13 protein-coding genes, 1 pseudogene and 1 riboswitch are annotated in these 17,269 nt (G+C 55.8%); of the genes and pseudogenes, 4 read left to right on the forward strand and 10 right to left on the reverse strand.

What is annotated here, in order from left to right; all coding sequences use genetic code 11:
* Positions 1-58 precede the first annotated feature (58 nt).
* The 7 genes and pseudogenes from atzF to AC5JPW_RS06705 all read right to left on the reverse strand — a co-directional run bounded on the left by atzF (position 59) and on the right by AC5JPW_RS06705 (position 9,686).
* Positions 59-1,858: an allophanate hydrolase gene (gene atzF, locus AC5JPW_RS06675; protein ID WP_494239076.1), complete on the reverse strand. Its 1,800-nt coding sequence runs from the start codon at positions 1,856-1,858 to the stop codon at positions 59-61.
* Positions 1,855-5,458, reverse strand: a pseudogene (gene uca / locus AC5JPW_RS06680) (urea carboxylase). Before uca ends, atzF begins: the two are co-directional and overlap by 4 nt.
* 177 nt (positions 5,459-5,635) lie before the next feature.
* Complete coding sequence (locus AC5JPW_RS06685; protein ID WP_494241147.1) at positions 5,636-6,268, reverse strand: urea amidolyase associated protein UAAP2; 633 nt, start codon at positions 6,266-6,268, stop codon at positions 5,636-5,638.
* An 11-nt stretch (positions 6,269-6,279) separates the two neighbouring features.
* Positions 6,280-7,008, reverse strand: a complete 729-nt coding sequence (locus AC5JPW_RS06690) for an urea amidolyase associated protein UAAP1 (RefSeq protein WP_494241149.1) — start codon at positions 7,006-7,008, stop codon at positions 6,280-6,282.
* A gap of 4 nt (positions 7,009-7,012) precedes the next feature.
* Positions 7,013-7,789 carry an ABC transporter ATP-binding protein gene (locus tag AC5JPW_RS06695; protein WP_494239078.1) on the reverse strand — a complete coding sequence of 259 codons (777 nt, stop codon included), beginning with the start codon at positions 7,787-7,789 and terminating at the stop codon, positions 7,013-7,015.
* Positions 7,786-8,601, reverse strand: a complete 816-nt coding sequence (locus tag AC5JPW_RS06700) for an ABC transporter permease (RefSeq protein ID WP_494239079.1) — start codon at positions 8,599-8,601, stop codon at positions 7,786-7,788. The genes AC5JPW_RS06695 and AC5JPW_RS06700 overlap by 4 nt, the downstream gene beginning before the upstream one ends.
* A 26-nt stretch (positions 8,602-8,627) precedes the next feature.
* Positions 8,628-9,686, reverse strand: a complete 1,059-nt coding sequence (locus AC5JPW_RS06705; protein ID WP_494241151.1) for a putative urea ABC transporter substrate-binding protein — start codon at positions 9,684-9,686, stop codon at positions 8,628-8,630.
* Between the two features lie 56 nt (positions 9,687-9,742).
* A riboswitch (guanidine-I (ykkC/yxkD leader) is annotated at positions 9,743-9,841 on the reverse strand.
* A 224-nt stretch (positions 9,842-10,065) separates the two neighbouring features.
* Between AC5JPW_RS06705 and AC5JPW_RS06710 the strand changes: the two genes are divergently transcribed.
* From AC5JPW_RS06710 to rimO, 3 genes are all read left to right on the forward strand, one after another.
* A complete protein-coding gene (locus AC5JPW_RS06710) occupies positions 10,066-10,689 on the forward strand; it encodes a glutathione S-transferase family protein (protein WP_494239080.1) in 624 nt (207 codons plus the stop codon).
* A gap of 474 nt (positions 10,690-11,163) precedes the next feature.
* On the forward strand, positions 11,164-11,523 hold the full coding sequence (locus AC5JPW_RS06715; RefSeq protein ID WP_494239082.1) for a hypothetical protein: 360 nt from the start codon (positions 11,164-11,166) through the stop codon (positions 11,521-11,523).
* A 158-nt stretch (positions 11,524-11,681) separates the two neighbouring features.
* Complete coding sequence (rimO, locus tag AC5JPW_RS06720) at positions 11,682-13,007, forward strand: 30S ribosomal protein S12 methylthiotransferase RimO (RefSeq protein ID WP_494239083.1); 1,326 nt, start codon at positions 11,682-11,684, stop codon at positions 13,005-13,007.
* A 39-nt stretch (positions 13,008-13,046) separates the two neighbouring features.
* On the opposite strand, the gene AC5JPW_RS06725 is transcribed toward rimO, so the two are convergent.
* Both AC5JPW_RS06725 and AC5JPW_RS06730 read right to left on the reverse strand, forming a co-directional pair.
* Positions 13,047-14,384, reverse strand: a complete 1,338-nt coding sequence (locus AC5JPW_RS06725; protein ID WP_494239085.1) for an MFS transporter — start codon at positions 14,382-14,384, stop codon at positions 13,047-13,049.
* Between the two features lie 44 nt (positions 14,385-14,428).
* Positions 14,429-15,382, reverse strand: a complete 954-nt coding sequence (locus tag AC5JPW_RS06730) for a 2-hydroxyacid dehydrogenase (protein WP_494239087.1) — start codon at positions 15,380-15,382, stop codon at positions 14,429-14,431.
* A 96-nt stretch (positions 15,383-15,478) separates the two neighbouring features.
* Here AC5JPW_RS06730 and AC5JPW_RS06735 point away from each other — a divergent pair, with 96 nt between their 5' ends.
* Positions 15,479-16,366: a LysR family transcriptional regulator gene (locus tag AC5JPW_RS06735; RefSeq protein ID WP_494239089.1), complete on the forward strand. Its 888-nt coding sequence runs from the start codon at positions 15,479-15,481 to the stop codon at positions 16,364-16,366.
* Here the strand turns inward: AC5JPW_RS06735 and gsiD are convergent.
* The gene (gsiD, locus tag AC5JPW_RS06740; RefSeq protein WP_494239091.1) at positions 16,356-17,267 is read right to left on the reverse strand and encodes a glutathione ABC transporter permease GsiD; all 912 of its coding nucleotides are present in this window, start codon (positions 17,265-17,267) and stop codon (positions 16,356-16,358) included. The two genes, AC5JPW_RS06735 and gsiD, sit on opposite strands and share 11 nt — an antisense overlap.
* Positions 17,268-17,269 lie beyond the last annotated feature (2 nt).

Raw genomic sequence — 17,269 nt, forward strand, 5'->3', positions numbered from 1 at the left:
AGCACGGTCAATTATTGACCGCCGAAGACGCATCTTTACACTTTAGTACTGCTTCACATTATGCCCGACTGGCAAGCCACGCACGCCATCCGCCCCACTCAGTGATGTCTGTCGCCCCCTGCAATCCATAATTTTCACAAATGAATCCAGTCAACCATCTTCCGTCTGCCAGTTCTACTTTACCCAGGCCAAGCGGTGCCGGAATACCGAACAGGAAGGAGCCCAGTTCACTCGACGGGATCTCCCACACTTCCACTTCAATTGCCCGTCCCTGCTCGCTGTTGCGGATCATCCCCGGCCGTTTACCGTCGGCCAGTGCATACAAACGATAGGCTGCGGCACTTTGCATGGCCTCCACCAGCTGTCCCTGGCGCTGACGTAATTGATGATTCAGCGCCAGCCCGTCGAGATGCGCCCCGCAGACCACTACCTGCACTCGATCGTTGCCCGCCACTCCAGCCAGTGCCGGCGCGTTAAGCTGGCTACCACCCGGTAAAGTGAGCGCTTGCGCACGTTGCAGTGCATCCGCCAGCCCCAGCAAATACTGGTCAGTGAAGGCACGACCAAACAATGTCACACCCGAGGGTAAACCGTTCGCCATAAACCCGACCGGTACCGCCACAGCGGCGTAATCCAGCAGATTCATAAAGTTGGTGTAGTACCCCAAATCGGAGTTTCGTTTTACCGGCTCGTCACCCAGCTCTGCCAGCGTAACCGGACGTGGATAGGTCGGTGTGAGCACACACTCCAGTCCGGCAAGCGTCGCATCGCACAGCGCTTTGAAATGCTGCAATTTGTACAAACCATCAAAGGTGCTGACCGCATCGGTACCCGGCGCTTTTTGCAGCACGTCGCGGATAACCGGCAGCACGGCATCCGGCTGCTGTTCAATCAACGGGCCGACCACATGATAGCGCTCCGCCACCCAAGGCCCCTCGTAGAGCAGCTTCGCCGCCGTCATAAAGGGGGTGAAATCAATGCTGACCGCCACACCGCCCAGCGCTTCCAGTTGCGCTTTGGCGACATAAAACAGCGCTTCACTTTCCGAACAGCCGAGAAATTCCAGCTTGTCGGGAACGCCAAAACGGAAACCTTTTTGTGGTGCACCGAAGGCCTGAACACCGTTCCACGCCGGGTTCTGACGACTGTAATCATCAGCAGAGTCCAGCACTGCTGTCAGTGCCAGCAAACGGCTGGCCTCGGCGGCGGTCGCGGTGAAGTACGTCACGCAGTCCAGAGTGCGGCAGGCGGGCAGCACACCCGCCGTTGAAATCAGTCCTTTGGTCGCTTTGAGTCCGACCAGATTGTTGAGAGAAGCCGGAACGCGCCCGCTGCCCGCAGTGTCGGTTCCCAGTGCAAAGCTGGCGACGCCGAGCGCCACCGCAAGCGATGAACCGGCGCTGGAGCCGCCTGACGGATAGTCCGGATGCACACTGTTGCGACAGGCACCGTAGGGTGAGCGCGTGCCATTCAGCCCGGTGGCAAACTGGTCGAGGTTGGTTTTACCCAGCGGAACCGCCCCCAGCGCAATCAACTGGCGAACGATAGTCGCATCCTGCTCAGCCGTGTGGGCAAAAGCCGGACAGGCTGCCGTGGTGGGTATGCCCGTTAGATCGATATTGTCTTTGATCGCAAAAGGCACGCCGTAGAGCGGCAGTTCATCCGGCTGACGAGCATCGAGGGCTACCAGATACGGCTCCAGCTCCGCGTCGGTCAGAATATGGATGAAGAGATTAAATTCCGGATTGAGCGCGACAGCGCGTTCGCGCAACTGTTTTATCAACACGCGTGGCGTCAGCGTGCCGTTACGATACTGCGCTGCCAGCGTATCGAGTCGTAAATCAAAAGAATGTGTCATTGTGCTTTCTCCATTACCACTACGCATTGCCCGGCGCGCACGGAGGTTCCCGGCTGCACCCGAACCTGACTGACCACACCAGCGTGGGGCGCGGTCAACGGAATTTCCATCTTCATGGATTCCAGGACGACCAGTATCTGACCCTCGCTGACGACTTCGCCTTCCCGGACGTTCACCTGCCAGAGGTTGCCGGAAACCGGGCTGTCGACGCCAATGTCACCGGCTTTCAGCGGCGCATCTTCGCCTTCGTCAGCCACCACGTCGGTGCTGTCGAAATGGGCCTGTCCGCTGGCAATCCAGCGATCGCGCTCGGCGGCAAATGCCTGCTGCTGGTGAGTGCGGTTCGCCGCAATGCTTTCTGCTTCGTCGGCGAGGAACTGTTGGTACTCCGCCAGGCGCAGTGTGGTCTGCTCAATACGCAGCGGGTAGCGCCCGAGCGGGAAGTCACGGCGAATGGTCAGCAGTTCCTCAGCGGAGACCGGGTAGAAACGAATCTGGTCAAAGAAGCGCAGCAGCCAGGGTTTGCCGCCAAAATCTGCGACATCGCGATAGCGGTTCCACATTTGCAGCGTGCGCCCGACGAACTGGTAACCTCCCGGCCCTTCCATGCCATAGACGCAGAGATACGCCCCGCCAATCCCCACCGAGTTTTCAGCCGTCCAGGTACGGGCCGGGTTGTATTTGGTGGTCACCAGGCGGTGACGCGGGTCAAGTGGCGTAGCGACCGGTGCGCCGAGGTACACATCCCCAAGACCCATCACCAGATAACGGGCATCAAAGACGGTTTTGTACACCTCGTCGATGTTTTCCAGATCGTTGATGCGGCGGATAAACTCCAGGTTACTCGGGCACCAGGGGGCATCGCGGCGCACGGTAGTCATGTATTTTTCAATGGCTTTCTGGCAGGCCGGATCGTCCCAGGAGAGCGGCAACCAGACAATACGCGAAGGAACATCCAGGTCCGCGCTCTGGCAGACGTTATCCCACTGCTGTTTAATCACCTTGAGCAGTCGCTCTAGGGGCAAGGTTTCCGGCTGATAGTGCACCTGCAAGGAACGGATACCCGGCGTCAGGTCAATCACCCCCTCCAGCGCACGGGCTTCCAGCGCCTGCATCAGCGCATGAGCGCGAAAACGCAGCACCAGATCCAGCTCCGGCGCACCGATTTCCAGCAACAAGTGGGTATCGCCGGACAGGCGTGCCACCAGCCGTTTGTCGGCGTCTCCGGTATCCAGAACAATCGGCGAGACGCGCGTGACAGGCTGCCAGTTCACAGCAACAGGTTGCAGTGTCTCCACTTCCTGCTTGTCCGCCTGCGCCAGCAGGCGTGCGGTCGCCACATCCACTGGCACAAAGCGCACCTTATCGCCCGCTTTCAGTTGCCCAAGCTGCCAGAGATCCGCTTCGATGATGGTCACCGGGCAGACAAAGCCGCCGAGGCTTGGGCCATCCGGGCCAAGAATGACCGGCATATCGCCGGTGAAATCCACCGCGCCAATGGCATACGGGTTGTCATGAATGTTGGACGGATGCAGCCCGGCCTCGCCGCCGCTGTCACGGACCCACTCCGGCTTCGGCCCAATCAGGCGAATGCCAGTTCGACTGGAATTGAAGTGCACCTCCCAGTCGGTGGCAAAAAAGGTGTTGATGTAGTTTTCCGAGAAATATTCCGGCGCACCGTGCGGCCCATAAATGACCCGCAGATCACGCACGGCAGGTAACTCGGTGTGCAGCAGCGCAGACAGTTCGGTTGCCACTCTGACTCGCCACCAGCGTGTTGATATGCAGCACATCGCCCGTGCGCAGTGCCCGACCGGCATGGCCGCCGAACTGCCCAAGGGTGAAAGTGCTTTTGCTGCCGAGATAGTCCGGCACATTGATACCGCCGCGCAGGCACAGATAGCTGCGCACACCTGCCCCGCTCACCTCGCCCAGACGCAAGGTACTGCCCGCCGGAAGGGCAAAGACGGTGTTCATGGCAATATCGTCGCCGTCAAGCTGGATACTAATAGCTGCCCCGGTCACCACCGCAACGGCGTCAGTGTTGAATTTCAGCGTCGGGCCGCTGAGGGTGATTTCCAGAGCGGCGTCGGTTAACACATTGCCCAGCAGCGTATTGCCCAGGCGCAGTGCGCGAGAGTCCATCGGCCCTGACGGCGGCACACCGACGGCCCAGTAGCCCTGACGCCCCGGATAATCCTGCACCGTGGTCTGGGTGCCCGCGCTCAGTACCTCGACAGTGGTGGCGTGGTAGAGAAGCCCTTCCAGGCAGCGTGTCCAGGGTTCACCTTCAGCAAAGGGGGCAAAGGCGAGGATCTGTTGCAGATACTGACGGTTGGTTTCAACACCGTAGAGGCGAGTCGCCTCCAGCGCGGTATCCAGTTCGGCAATCGCCCGCTCACGGGTCGGCTGCCAGGTGATAATTTTAGCCAGCATCGGATCGAAGAACGGCGGCACTTCGCACCCGGCTTCTATCCATGTGTCGATACGCAGCGACTGGCGATCGTCTGCCGGAAAAAAGACCTCGGTTAGCAGGCCCGGCGACGGCTGGAACTGACGACCCGGATCCTCTGCATAAACACGCGCCTGCACCGCATGGCCCTGGGGAGCAAGCCCAGCAGCCAGCTCCTCCAGTGGCGGTAATTCACCCGCGGCCAGTTCAATCATCCAGCGCACCAGGTCCACGCCCCACACCTGCTCGGTCACGCCGTGCTCCACCTGCAACCGAGTGTTGACCTCAAGGAAGTAAAACTGGCGGGCCAGGCTATCATAGACAAACTCCACGGTGCCCGCGCTACGGTAGCTGATGGCCTTGCCCAGTTTGATCGCCGCTTCACACAATGCGGCTTCCATCCCTTGTGGCAGATTCGGTGCCGGGGTCTCTTCAAGCACTTTCTGGTTACGACGCTGCACCGAGCAGTCACGCACGCCAAGAGCAATGACCTCGCCTTTGCCGTCGCCAAAAATCTGCACTTCCAGATGACGTGCACGCTCGATGTATTTTTCGATAAATACACCTGCGTCGCTGAAGTTGTTTTTGCCCAGCCGCACCACCGCATCAAAGGCTTCCGCCAGTTCCGCCGCGCTATAACAGACGCGCATACCGATGCCGCCGCCCCCTGCGGTGCTTTTGAGCATCACCGGGAAACCAACAACGCTCGCAGCCTGTTGCGCTTCGTCCAGGTTCGCCAGCAGTTCAGTGCCTTCGAGCATCGGCACGCCGTGGGTTTTGGCCAGCGCACGTGCCGTGTGTTTTAAGCCGAAGACGCGCAGTTGTTCTGGTGTGGGCCCAACAAAGGCAATACCCGCGGCTTCGCAGGCCTCGGCGAACGCGGCGTTTTCTGAGAGGAAACCGTAACCGGGGTGAATGGCCTGAGCACCGCTCTGGCGCGCCGCGTCGATGATTTTTTCGGTGACGAGGTATGTGTGTGCTGCCGGGCCATCGCCCAGACTAATGGCTTCATCAGCATCACGGATATGCAAGCTGCTGGCGTCGGCCTCTGACCAGACGGATACACCCGCGACATTCATGCTACGCAGGGTGCGCAGAATACGGCAGGCAATCGCGCCACGGTTAGCAATAAGGAGTTTCGTAAACATAGTCAGGACTCAATCGTGGCGGGTCGTCCCGCCGAAAATCGGCTCACCTTGCGGTCGTCCACAAGGGGCGATGTCCTTACGGACGTGGCGTCGGGGTCGAGTCCGGGTTTACGGGCAGACGAGCGGCGCGAACGGCAAACAGGTGGTAAATCAGGCTACGTAAGCGCGCCCAGCGTGTTAGTTCCATACCAGCACCTCCGCAGGCGTTGGGTTCCAGCCATTGCAGGGGTTGTTGAGCTGCGGGCAGTTGGAGATCAGCACAATGACGTTACATTCAGCACGTAACTCCACGTACTTACCGGGCGCGGAAATACCGTCTTCAAAGGTCAGCCCACCTTGTGGCGTCACCGGGACATTCATAAAGAAGTTGATGTTGGCCCCAATATCCCGTTTGTGCAGTCGGCCATCGTGCAGACAGGCGCAGAGGAAGTTATCGCGACAGCTATGCATCTGACGTTTATCCAGCGCATAGCGCACGGTGTTACTCTCCTGGGCGCAGGCACCGCCGAGGGTGTCGTGGCGACCACAGGTATCCGCCACAATAGTCAGCAGTGGGTTGCCCAGGTTGGAGTACAGCACGCTGCCGGTGGTCAGGTAGGCGTTCCCCTGGCGGCGTAAGGTACGCTGCGGATCGTAGCGCTCCCGTGACTGATCAGCGTTATAAAACAGGGTATCAACGGCCTGATTACCTTCCAGATCCAATAAACGGACGGTCTGGCCTTTTTTCACTTCAAAAAGATAGGGTTCGCCCGCCGGGATTACATGGCGAAAGACGGCCTCATCGGGATGCTTCTGGCTCGATACATTCATCATGTCTCTCCTTACAGAGCAAATAAGCGGGTGTTAGTGAACGCACGTTCGTTTTCCGGACGGGTCAGTAGCACATCAATGGCGGCGTTTTCATCTTCAGCCTGACGCCAGGTCAGTTGCACCGGGCGCGGCGCATAGTCGCTTGCCGGATCCATCGGGTGTTGCAGTGCCGTCATCACGACCAGCACGTCCATCGGCGCAAACAGTTCCACATAGTTGCCCGGTTGCGAGAAATCGCTGTGGAAGGTAAACGCACCGTCTTCCGCTACCGTCACTTTGCTAAAGAAGTTGACGACCATCAGCAGGTCTTCAAGGCTCAAATCCCATTTGCCCATCTCCACCAGCAGGTTGTCGGCACCGTTACGGTAAAAGCCGTTGCGCAGACTCTGATAACGACCCTCACCATATTTCTCGCTCACTTCAGCAGCGTTGAGCACGCCGCCAAACGGGTCATGCCAGCCGCAGGTGTCAGCGACGATGCCTGCCAACACACGTCCCATATCGGAGTAAAAACAGTGGCCTGCGGTCAGGCGTGCCGTGTGCTGGCCTTTCAGGGTGTCCGGCAGATTCAGACGCTCACTCTTCTCGTGCGGGTTGAGCATCATCAGGCTGACGTTAGCCCCGCCTTCGATGTCAGTCATGCGCAGGATTTGCCCGCGCTTGAGAATAAACGAGAGGTTGCCGCCACCAGGCAGGGTCTCTTCTCGCAGAACAGAGGCCGATTTATCTAATAAAGTCATCATGTTAATTCCTTAACGCATAGACGTTATCTGGCGCGATACCGGTCATTTCAGCCAGTCGCGTTTCGTTTAGCGGAATGTCGTAGGTGATACGTGCGCCGTAAGCATTGGGTTCGTGCGGGTCAATGCGCACCTTGTCAAACACCAGCAATCGGGTTCCCAGGTTGAAGCCCTCAGACAGGTCGTGGGTAACCATAAAGACCGTCATGCGGGTTTCGCTCCATAGCTGAAGCAGCAGCGCATGCATGTCTTTACGAATACCGGGGTCCAGCGCACCGAAGGGCTCATCCAGCAGCAGCACGCGTGGCTGCATAATGAACGCCTGCGCGATGGCCAGCCGCTGTTGCATGCCGCCGGAAAGCTGCGCCGGGTATTTGTCCAGCGCCTGCCCGAGGCCCACTTTCTCCAGCATCCATACCGCCCGCTCGCGCGCTTCACGTTTACTGGCACCAAACAGGCGCCCGAGGAAGCGGGCCTGTGGGAACTCCAGACCAATGGTGACGTTATCCAGCACACTTAAGTGCGGAAAGACCGAGTAACGCTGGAAGACCACACCACGGCTTCTGTCCGGCTCCGCCTGTAGCGCTTTGCCATCCAGTAACAGCGTGCCGCGACTCGGTGCTTCCTGCCCCAACAGCAAACGCAGGAAGGTCGATTTTCCGCAGCCGGATGCCCCGACCATTGAACAAAATTCCCCGGCATTCACCTGCAAATTGAGACGCTCCAGCACGACGTGCGAACCGTACTCCTGCCAGACATTGTTGATGTCGATAAAGCTCATGCCTTCCCTCCTTCCGCCCAGGGAAAACAGGTTTTGTGAAGTTGACGCAGACCCAAATCCATCAGCCACGCCAGTAACGTTATCCACACCACGTAGGGGATGATGACGTCCATCGCCATGTAGCGGCGCACCAGGAAGATGCGATAGCCCAGCCCCGCCGTTGAAGAGATGGCCTCCGCTGAAATGAGGAACAGCCACGCCGAACCGAGCAACAGGCGCAATGAGGTCAGCAACCGGGACAGCAGCTGTGGCAGCACCACGCGCAGCACCAGCGTCCAGCTTGATGCCCCCAACGTCTGGGCCTTGATCAGAATTTCAGGCGGGATTTCCCTCGCGCGGTGTTCAAGATCACGGGCCAGCATCGGGGTAATGCCGATGACAATGAGCATCACTTTCGAGAGTTCATCCAGGCCAAAAACAATAAACAGCACCGGCAAAATCGCCAGAGGGGGGATCATCGACAGCACCGTCATCAGCGGCGACACTGAGGCCCGCCACATCGGGAAGACCCCGGCGGTTATACCGATACATAACCCGACCAGCGAGGCGATGGCCAGCCCGGTCAGCAGGCGTGCCAGACTGACCAGAGTGTCCATCCAGAAGAGATAATCGCCACTGCGTTTATCCGGGCTGAAGGCCATCCGCGACATCGCGTCCAGCATTTGCTGCATGCCGGGCAGGAGTTTGTCCTGTGGGTTAGCCTCAAGTCGTACAGCCGATCCCAGAAAGTACGCTGCCAGCAGAATCACGAAGGGCAGCAGGACAAGCGTAAAGCGCATGCCCCGGGTCGGATGGCGGTTAATATGTCGCATGGCGTCGTTTCCCGTCAGTCAATCAGTTAAAGCTTGCCGTCGGCGGCCATCTTCACGAAGCTATCGTCAAAGCGCAGTTTGACGTTGCTGGCATCGCCGAGTGCTGCATTACCCGGGAAAGCCATCCCAATGAAATCTGCACTTTGTGCACCGTCACCCAGCAGCCCTTTATCGAAGGAGAACTGCGCCACGCGCTGCATGGTCTTCGGCAATTCCGGGGAGGTCATAAACGCCAGGTTGTCGGCAGGAGTGTAGAAGAGATGGGTGGTTTTCAGTTGCGCCTGATAGCCTGCCAGATCGGTGCCGGAGGCCGCCGCCATTGCACTCAGCGCCTCTTTATTCTGCTCTTTCATCTGGGCCATCATTTCGTACCACGCGCCGGTCAGGGCTTTACCCAGCGCCGGGTTATCTTTCAGGGTCTCTGTGTTCACTACCATCATGTCGATGAGTTCACCTGGCACCTGAGAAGAGCTGAAGACCTCAGTGGTTTTCGGCGTCCCTTTGATAACGGAAAGCTGCGGGTTCCAGGCCACGGCAGCCTGCACTTTCGGCGTGGCGAAAGCGGAGACGATATCGGCATCGGAGGTGTTCACCACGGTGACATCTTTTTCCGCCAGACCGGCTTTCTCCAGACCACGCACCAGCAGGTAGTGGGAGACGGAGAGTTCAGGCAGGTAAATTTTCTGCCCTTTCAGATCTTTGAGGGTTTTGCCCTCACCTTTCATGACCACGCCGTCGTTGCCTTCGGAGTAGCTGCCAGCAATCAGCGCCGTAGTATCCACGCCGCCCGCCGCCGGGATAGTCAGCGCGTCCATGTTAGTCATGGTGCAGCCATCAAACTGACCGGCGGTGTACTGGTTAATGGATTCGATGTAATCATTAAGCTGAACGATATTGATTTTGATGCCGTATTTGTCAGCCCATTTATCAATGATTTTGCTGTTGCTGATGGTGCCCCAGGGCATCCAGCCTGCGTAGATAGTCCAGCAGACATTGAACTCTTTCTTCACAGCAGCAAAGGTGGGGAGTGTGGTCAACATGACCAGTGACAGCACAAGAGAGCGGAGTAATGGCGTTTTTTTCATCATTGACCTCTGAGTGGTACAAAATAAGGGGCAGCGCGACACCCACTGGTGCTGCTGTCTCCCGGGTTTTTGTCCCGCCGTGTAACCTCTCAGAGGTCGCCAGCTCTTGGACCAGACATCCGCTCACGCGAATCGGAACCCTAGCCAGCTATTTATCAAATTGTGTGTTGCACTGCTCTCTCGTTACTGCAAGGGATGTGCCAGGTTATTTGTAGGTAAAATTCATGGTGTTATGGGTTTTAGATTCTCAAAATTCACTATTTTGGTGAGCCAGAATCATGCAGTGCACCATGCTGGTGCCTGCGAGCGTGTAGCCAATGCCAGTGCTTCTGATGTATTGTTTTTAAACGATTAATCCTGCAAAGAGTCGCCTGCCATCATGATAAAAATTCTGGGAAAAACCTCGTCCATTAATGTGCGAAAAGTGTTGTGGACCTGCGAAGAGGCAGGCCTTGAGTATCAGCAGGAAGATTACGGCAGCGGGTTTGCCTCTACGCAAACTGACGCCTTTCGGGCCATGAACCCTAATGAGATGGTGCCGGTGCTGATTGACGGTGATTTTGTGCTCTGGGAATCCAACTCCATCTGTCGCTATCTGGCGCGTAAAGCGGGCCGTAGCGATCTGCTCCCTGTCGATGCGCAGGCGTGCGCTAATGTAGAGCACTGGATGGACTGGCAGGCGACCGAATTTAACAACGCCTGGCGCTATGTGTTCCCGGCCCTGGTGCGTAAAAATCCGGCCTATAACGATCAGCAGGCCATTGAGGCCGGCATTAAGGAGTGGAACCACTGCATCGGGATTGTGAATCAACAACTGGAAAAAACCCAGGCCTGGGCGGCGGGTGACAGCTTTAGCCTTGCGGATGTTGTGTTGGGACTGTCGGTAAACCGTTGGAAGATGACACCGTTCGAACACCCGGAATTCCCGGCGCTTGAGGCGTGGTTTGCGCGTTTAAATCAGCGACCAGCATTTTTACGCCACGGGAATAATGGCGTGCCGTAACAGACAGCAGGCAATAAAAACCCCATCAGCATGAAATCCAAATTTGCTTATGGGGGTATGCAATTGCACGATACGTTACACCGTTATCATCACCCTTAACTAAAATCGTACAAATAACAACCTGCCTTATTTTTAACCAATCGTGATCAACATCACACCTACATCATTGGATCATATTTTTCACAAACAATTACTGACAACTATTGATTAGCAGGCTATCATTTAGCGCGTAAATGATTATGTTTCCAAAGAATTCCCTGTGCTGTATATCGCCGTTCCGTCCGAGCGGCTTTTTTTTTGCCTGTCATTTGGCCACGACTTTGTTGGCAGTTATCTCTGGAATAACGGGAAATAGCCTTTTGAGGTATTGAAGTCTGCCCTGCTCCCTACCCCGAAAATACCCCCTCAGCAGCTTATGAATAACTGATACCCCCATGTTATGTTAAGGGCAACCACCATATTCTAAGGGTACCTATGAACACCTTCCCTCTGGACATTACGCTTAATAAACATCCCGCTGAATCCGCTACTCAATTGTGTCAGTTTCTGCAACAACATCGGCAGGATCCAGCATTTATCCCTGTTTTAAATATGGATTTAACATTTATCAGCCCACATGCACGTTCGCTCAACGATTTCGCTATCAGCAAGGTTGAACACCTTCAGGGCAATACCTACGTTCTGTATTACAAAATTAACTATTTCATCTTTAACTTATGTCAGGACATGAATATTGAGGATGTGTACGACACCTCGATTACTTTTGACATTCAGGATGGCTGTTTAGCGTTTAACGTGATTAATAATGACCGCGATACGGTTGATGAGTTTTGATAACTGGCTGTCATTCACTGCCCGAAATATAACGAAGCCGAGGCAGGCCAGGCAGCCGCGTTTTTTCACCCGACCAGCCGACAATTTCCTATAAATCTCCCGTCGATAACTGTACAATCCGTGCCCTGAACATACTATAACTGATTAATTTTTGAACTATGAGCAATGTGAACCCGCAGCCAAAAATCGGCTTTGTCTCCCTCGGCTGTCCAAAAAACCTCGTCGATTCTGAGCGCATCCTGACTGAACTGCGCACGGAAGGCTATGAAGTGGTCCCAAGCTATGACAACGCTGACATGGTTATCGTCAATACCTGTGGCTTTATCGATAGCGCCGTGCAGGAGTCTTTAGAAGCCATCGGTGAAGCGCTTACCGAAAACGGTAAAGTTATCGTCACCGGCTGCCTGGGTGCAAAAGTCGATCAGATTCGTGAAGTTCACCCGAAAGTGCTGGAAATCACCGGTCCGCATAGCTACGAGCAGGTCCTTGAGCATGTGCACCACTATGTGCCGAAGCCAAAGCACAACCCGTTCCTGAGCCTGGTGCCGGAGCAAGGGGTTAAGCTGACCCCGCGCCACTACGCTTACCTGAAAATTTCTGAAGGCTGTAACCACCGTTGCACCTTCTGCATCATCCCGTCCATGCGTGGTGACCTGGTCAGCCGTCCGATTGGCGACGTGCTGGGTGAAGCCAAACGTCTGGTAGATGCAGGCGTTAAAGAGATCCTGGTGATATCTCAGGACACCTCCGCCTATGGCGTCGACGTGAAGCACCGTATGGGCTTCCATAACGGCGAGCCGGTGAAAACCAGCATGGTTGGCCTGTGTGAGCAACTGGCGAAGCTCGGCATCTGGACGCGTCTGCATTACGTCTACCCGTACCCGCACGTTGACGATGTTATTCCGCTGATGGCAGAAGGCAAAATCCTGCCGTATCTGGACATCCCGCTGCAGCACGCCAGCCCGCGCATCCTTAAATTGATGAAGCGTCCAGGCTCTGTAGACCGCCAACTGGCGCGCATCAAGCAGTGGCGTGAAATCTGCCCGGAACTGACTCTGCGCTCCACCTTTATCGTCGGCTTCCCGGGTGAAACCGAAGAAGATTTCCAGATGCTGCTCGACTTCCTGACCGAAGCCCGTCTGGATCGCGTGGGCTGCTTCAAATACAGCCCGGTTGACGGCGCAACCGCCAACGAACTGGCCGATCAGGTACCGGAAGAGATCAAAGAAGAACGCTGGAACCGCTTCATGCAGCTACAACAGAAAATTTCTGCTGAGCGCCTGCAGGAAAAAGTGGGCCGCGAAATTCTGGTCATCATCGATGAAGTGGACGAAGAAGGTGCTATTGGCCGTAGCATGGCGGATGCACCAGAAATTGACGGTGCGGTCTATCTGAACGGCGAAACAAAGGTCAAACCTGGCGATATCGTCCGCGTGAAAGTTGAAAACGCTGACGAATACGATCTGTGGGGAACCCGCGTCTAATCCTGCCGCCGCCTGTCACCAGGCGGCGTTTTTGTTTTGCTACTCCGCCACACGCTCAAAACGGGTCGCTATCAACAGATAGCTGATAACAGCCAGCACCCCGTGCGCTGCTACAAACCACAATGCGTTATTAAACGAACCAGTCACCGCCACCACATAACCAATCACCAGTGGTGTGACTATCCCGGCAATATTACCAATTCCGTTAAACACGCCACCGCACAGACCAATCATGGTCTTCGGTGCTACGTCCGACAACACCGCCCAGCCCACTGCCGCAAATCCCTTACCGAAGAAGGCCATTGCCATCAGCGCAATCACCGCCGCGTTGGTGTCGACATAGTTGGCAAACACCAGCATGGTCGATAACCCCATACCGAGCACAAACGGCGTTTTACGGGCACGTGAAGGATGCACACCACGGCTAATCAGGAAGTCAGAAAGGTAGCCACCGAGTAATCCTCCGCTGAACCCACAGATAGCGGGCAGTGCAGCCACCCACCCGGCCTGCATAATCGTCATGCCACGCCCCTGAATCAGGTAGATCGGGAACCAGGTAATGAAAAAGTAGGTCAACGCCGTGATGCAGTACTGGCCGAGGTAAATGGCCCACAAATTACGGTTGGTGAACAAGCACTTAGTATCACGCAACGACGTTTTTTTGCCCTTTTTCGCCCCTTCGCTGTCGAGATCGACCAGCGCCCCGCCCTCACGCATCAGCGTTTTTTCTTCTTCCGTCAGACGCGGGTCTTTGTGCGGCTCTTTGTACCAGGCAAACCAGACTGCTGCCAGTACCAGGCCCAGCCCGCCCATCCAGATGAAGACGTGCTCCCAGCCCAGCGCGTGGGTCAGCCAGGCCATGATCGGCGTGAACACCACAACCGCCATGTACTGCCCCGAGTTAAACAGCGCCGAAGCCAGTCCACGTTCGCGAGTCGGGAACCAACTGGAGACAATGCGTGAGTTAGCCGGGAAAGCCGGAGATTCAACAAGGCCCAGCATGAAACGCATCAGGAACAGCGTCATCGCCGCCAGGCTGCCCGTCAGCCCCATCCAGCCGACAGTGCCTTGCAACATGGTAAATATCGACCACAATACCAGGCTTGTGCCATACACTTTCTTCGCGCCAAAGCGGTCAAGCAACCAGCCGCCGGGAATTTGCCCTAGTGCATAAGCCCAGGCGAAGGCAGAGAAGATCATCCCCAGCATCATCGGATCCAGACCCAACTCTTTCACCACCGTGGTTCCGGCGATGGACATGGTGGCACGGTCGGCATAGTTAATGACGGTGATGATAAAAATCAGGCTCAGCACCCAATAACGGTGGTGCCCGACGCGTTTGATTTGCTCCAGAGAGACGTCCATTTGTTTGCTCATGATTTACTCACTGTTGTTTTTGTAGGGTACATGGCGTCACGGTGTTACACGCGATGTGGTGGCAACTGACCGCTAAAACAGGCGGCCAGGTTTTCCAGCACAATCGCCCCCATCTCCAGACGCGTCTGGACGGTGGCGCTGGCACGGTGCGGCTGCAGCGTCACGTTGTTGAGCGTATAGAAACCTTCCGGCACATGCGGCTCGTGGGCAAACACGTCCAGACCGGCTCCGGCAATACGCTTTTCCGTTAAGGCGTCGAGCAGTGCGTGCTCATCCACCAGCTTGCCGCGAGCGACGTTGATGAAATACCCCTGCGGCCCAAGCGCTTCCAGCACCGACTGACTAATGATGACCTTGCCGCTGTCGGCAGAGGCGGCAAGAATCAGCACGTCGACTTCCTGTGCCAGCACGTGGATGTCAGAGACAAAGGTGTAATCGAGTGCGGCAATGGCACCCAGATCGGTGTAGAGGATTTTCGTGTTGAAGGCGGCCACACGTTGCGCGATAGCCTGACCGACACGACCCATGCCGATAATGCCCACGGTGGTGCCGCTGACTTTGCGTGCCAGTGGCAGGTTAGTTTGTGGCCAGCGCCCGGTACGGACCACCTGTTCGCCTTCGCTCATCTGGCGGAGTGTGGCGATCATCAGCCCCAGCGCCATGTCCGCCACATCGTCCGTTAGCACGCCCGGTGTGGTGGTGACGAATATGCCGCGTTCAGCGGCATACACCAGGTCAACGGCGTCAGTGCCAATACCGCTTACAGCGACGATTTTCAGTGCAGGCAGGCATGTCATTATTTCGCGTGACAGCCCTTTTGCCCCACCAGTGACCACGCCTTCAATGATGTTGCCAATATCTGCCAGCATCTGTTTCGGCTCACTGGCTTCATAAAGACGATGGACGTGATAATCTCGCAGCAATATTTCATCAATCGGTCCCGGCACCGCCTGAGTTAATAAAATGTGAGTTTTTTGTTGGTCGATTTTATTTTTCATTTCACTGGCCTTTCGAGAGTAATTAATTCGATGATGGACAGCGCAATAATTCATGTCTAATATAAATCCGGTATTCATTAATATAAGAATTGAATTATGGATTTGCACCAACTTCGCTGTTTTATTGCCGTTGCTGAAGAACTGAATTTTGGCCGCGCTGCCGCCCGTTTGCACATGACCCAACCGCCGCTTAGTCGCCAGATTCAGTTACTGGAAAAAAGTCTGGGCGGTTCCTTATTTGACAGGAATAACAGGCATGTGCAGCTCACTCACATGGGTCAGCACCTACTGACTGAAGCGCGATTAATTCTTAAATTAGCGGACAGGCTGGAAACCTCTGTACAGCAACGCGCCACCGGTGAAACCGGCTCGCTTTCATTAGGCTTTACGGCAGTATTTTCGTGGAATTTTATTCCCCAGTTGTTAAAAGAACTGGCGATAAAATTGCCGGGGGTCACTTTTCAGTTACAAGAACTGGTATCGCATAAACAAATAAGCGCGATTGAAAACAACAGTCTTGATATTGGTTTTGTGCGCCATGTCCCACCAAATCCACTGCTGGCGTACCAGCCTCTGCAAGGGGAGACCTTTGTCGGCGCATTTCACTCAGAGCATCCACTGGCGCGTAAGCGAAAAATACCTCTTAGTGCGTTTAACAACGAACCTTTTTTCCTCTATAGCCCCAACGAAGCGCGCCATTTTTACGATCGCATAACCGACCTGTTTGTCTTTAACGACATCACGCCAGACTATAAGTATCAGCTCGCACAAACCCACACAATCCTGGGACTGGTCAATGCTGGCTTAGGGTGCGCCATCGTGCCCGCCTCTTCCCGCTCGTTGGGCATGCCCAACGTGACCTTTATGAATATAGAAGGGGTGAACATTCAGGCGCATAACTTCCTCGTGTACTCAAAAGCCAATCCGAACCCGGTGGTTCCGGTGTTCCTCAAAGCCCTGAGTGAGGCGTTAATTACCCTTTGATTTTCGGGTCCAGCGCATCCCGCAGGCCATCGCCCAACAGGTTAAACGCCAGCACGGTGAGGAAGATGGCCAGTGACGGGAACAGCGCCACATGAGGCGCAATCACCATATCTGCACGGGCCTCGTTGAGCATTGCCCCCCACTCCGGGGTTGGCGGTTGCGCCCCCAGGCCCAGGAACGACAGACTGGCGGCTGAAATGATTGACGTACCGATACGCATCGTGAAATAGACCACAATTGACGAGACCGTCCCGGGAAGAATATGGCTAAACAGAATGGTCATATCGCTGGCCCCAATGCTGCGGGCTGACTCAACAAAGGTTTGTTGTTTCAGCACCAACGTGTTGCCGCGTACCAGGCGAGCAAAGGCCGGGACCGAGAAAACGGCCACCGCAATAATCACGTTGGTCATGCCGCTACCCATCACCGCCACCACGGCAATCGCCAGCAGAATACCGGGGAAGGCAAACAGGACGTCGCAGATGCGCATAATAATGCGATCCCACCAGCCTTCGTAATACCCGGCGAGCAGACCGAGTACCGTCCCAATCGCTGCACCAATGAACACCGAAAATACACCTGCGGCGAGGGAAATTCGCGCCCCCAGCAGGACACGACTCATGATATCGCGCCCCAGGGAATCCACGCCAAACCAGTGCACCAACGAAGGCCCATCGTTGAGACGGTCATAATCGAAATAGTTTTCTGCATCAAACGGGGCAATCCAGGGGGCAATTACCGCCAGCAGGATCAGGATCAACACAAAAAGCCCGGCGGTCATTGCCACCGGTTGACGACGAAAACGCCGCCAGAATTCATGCCATGGAGTTCTGACCTGCCCCGGTTTTACTCCGGGCAGGGCATTTAAAATCGCCTGTCGACGCCAGTTAAACAGTCGCATCC

The organism is Phytobacter sp. (assembly GCF_059074235.1).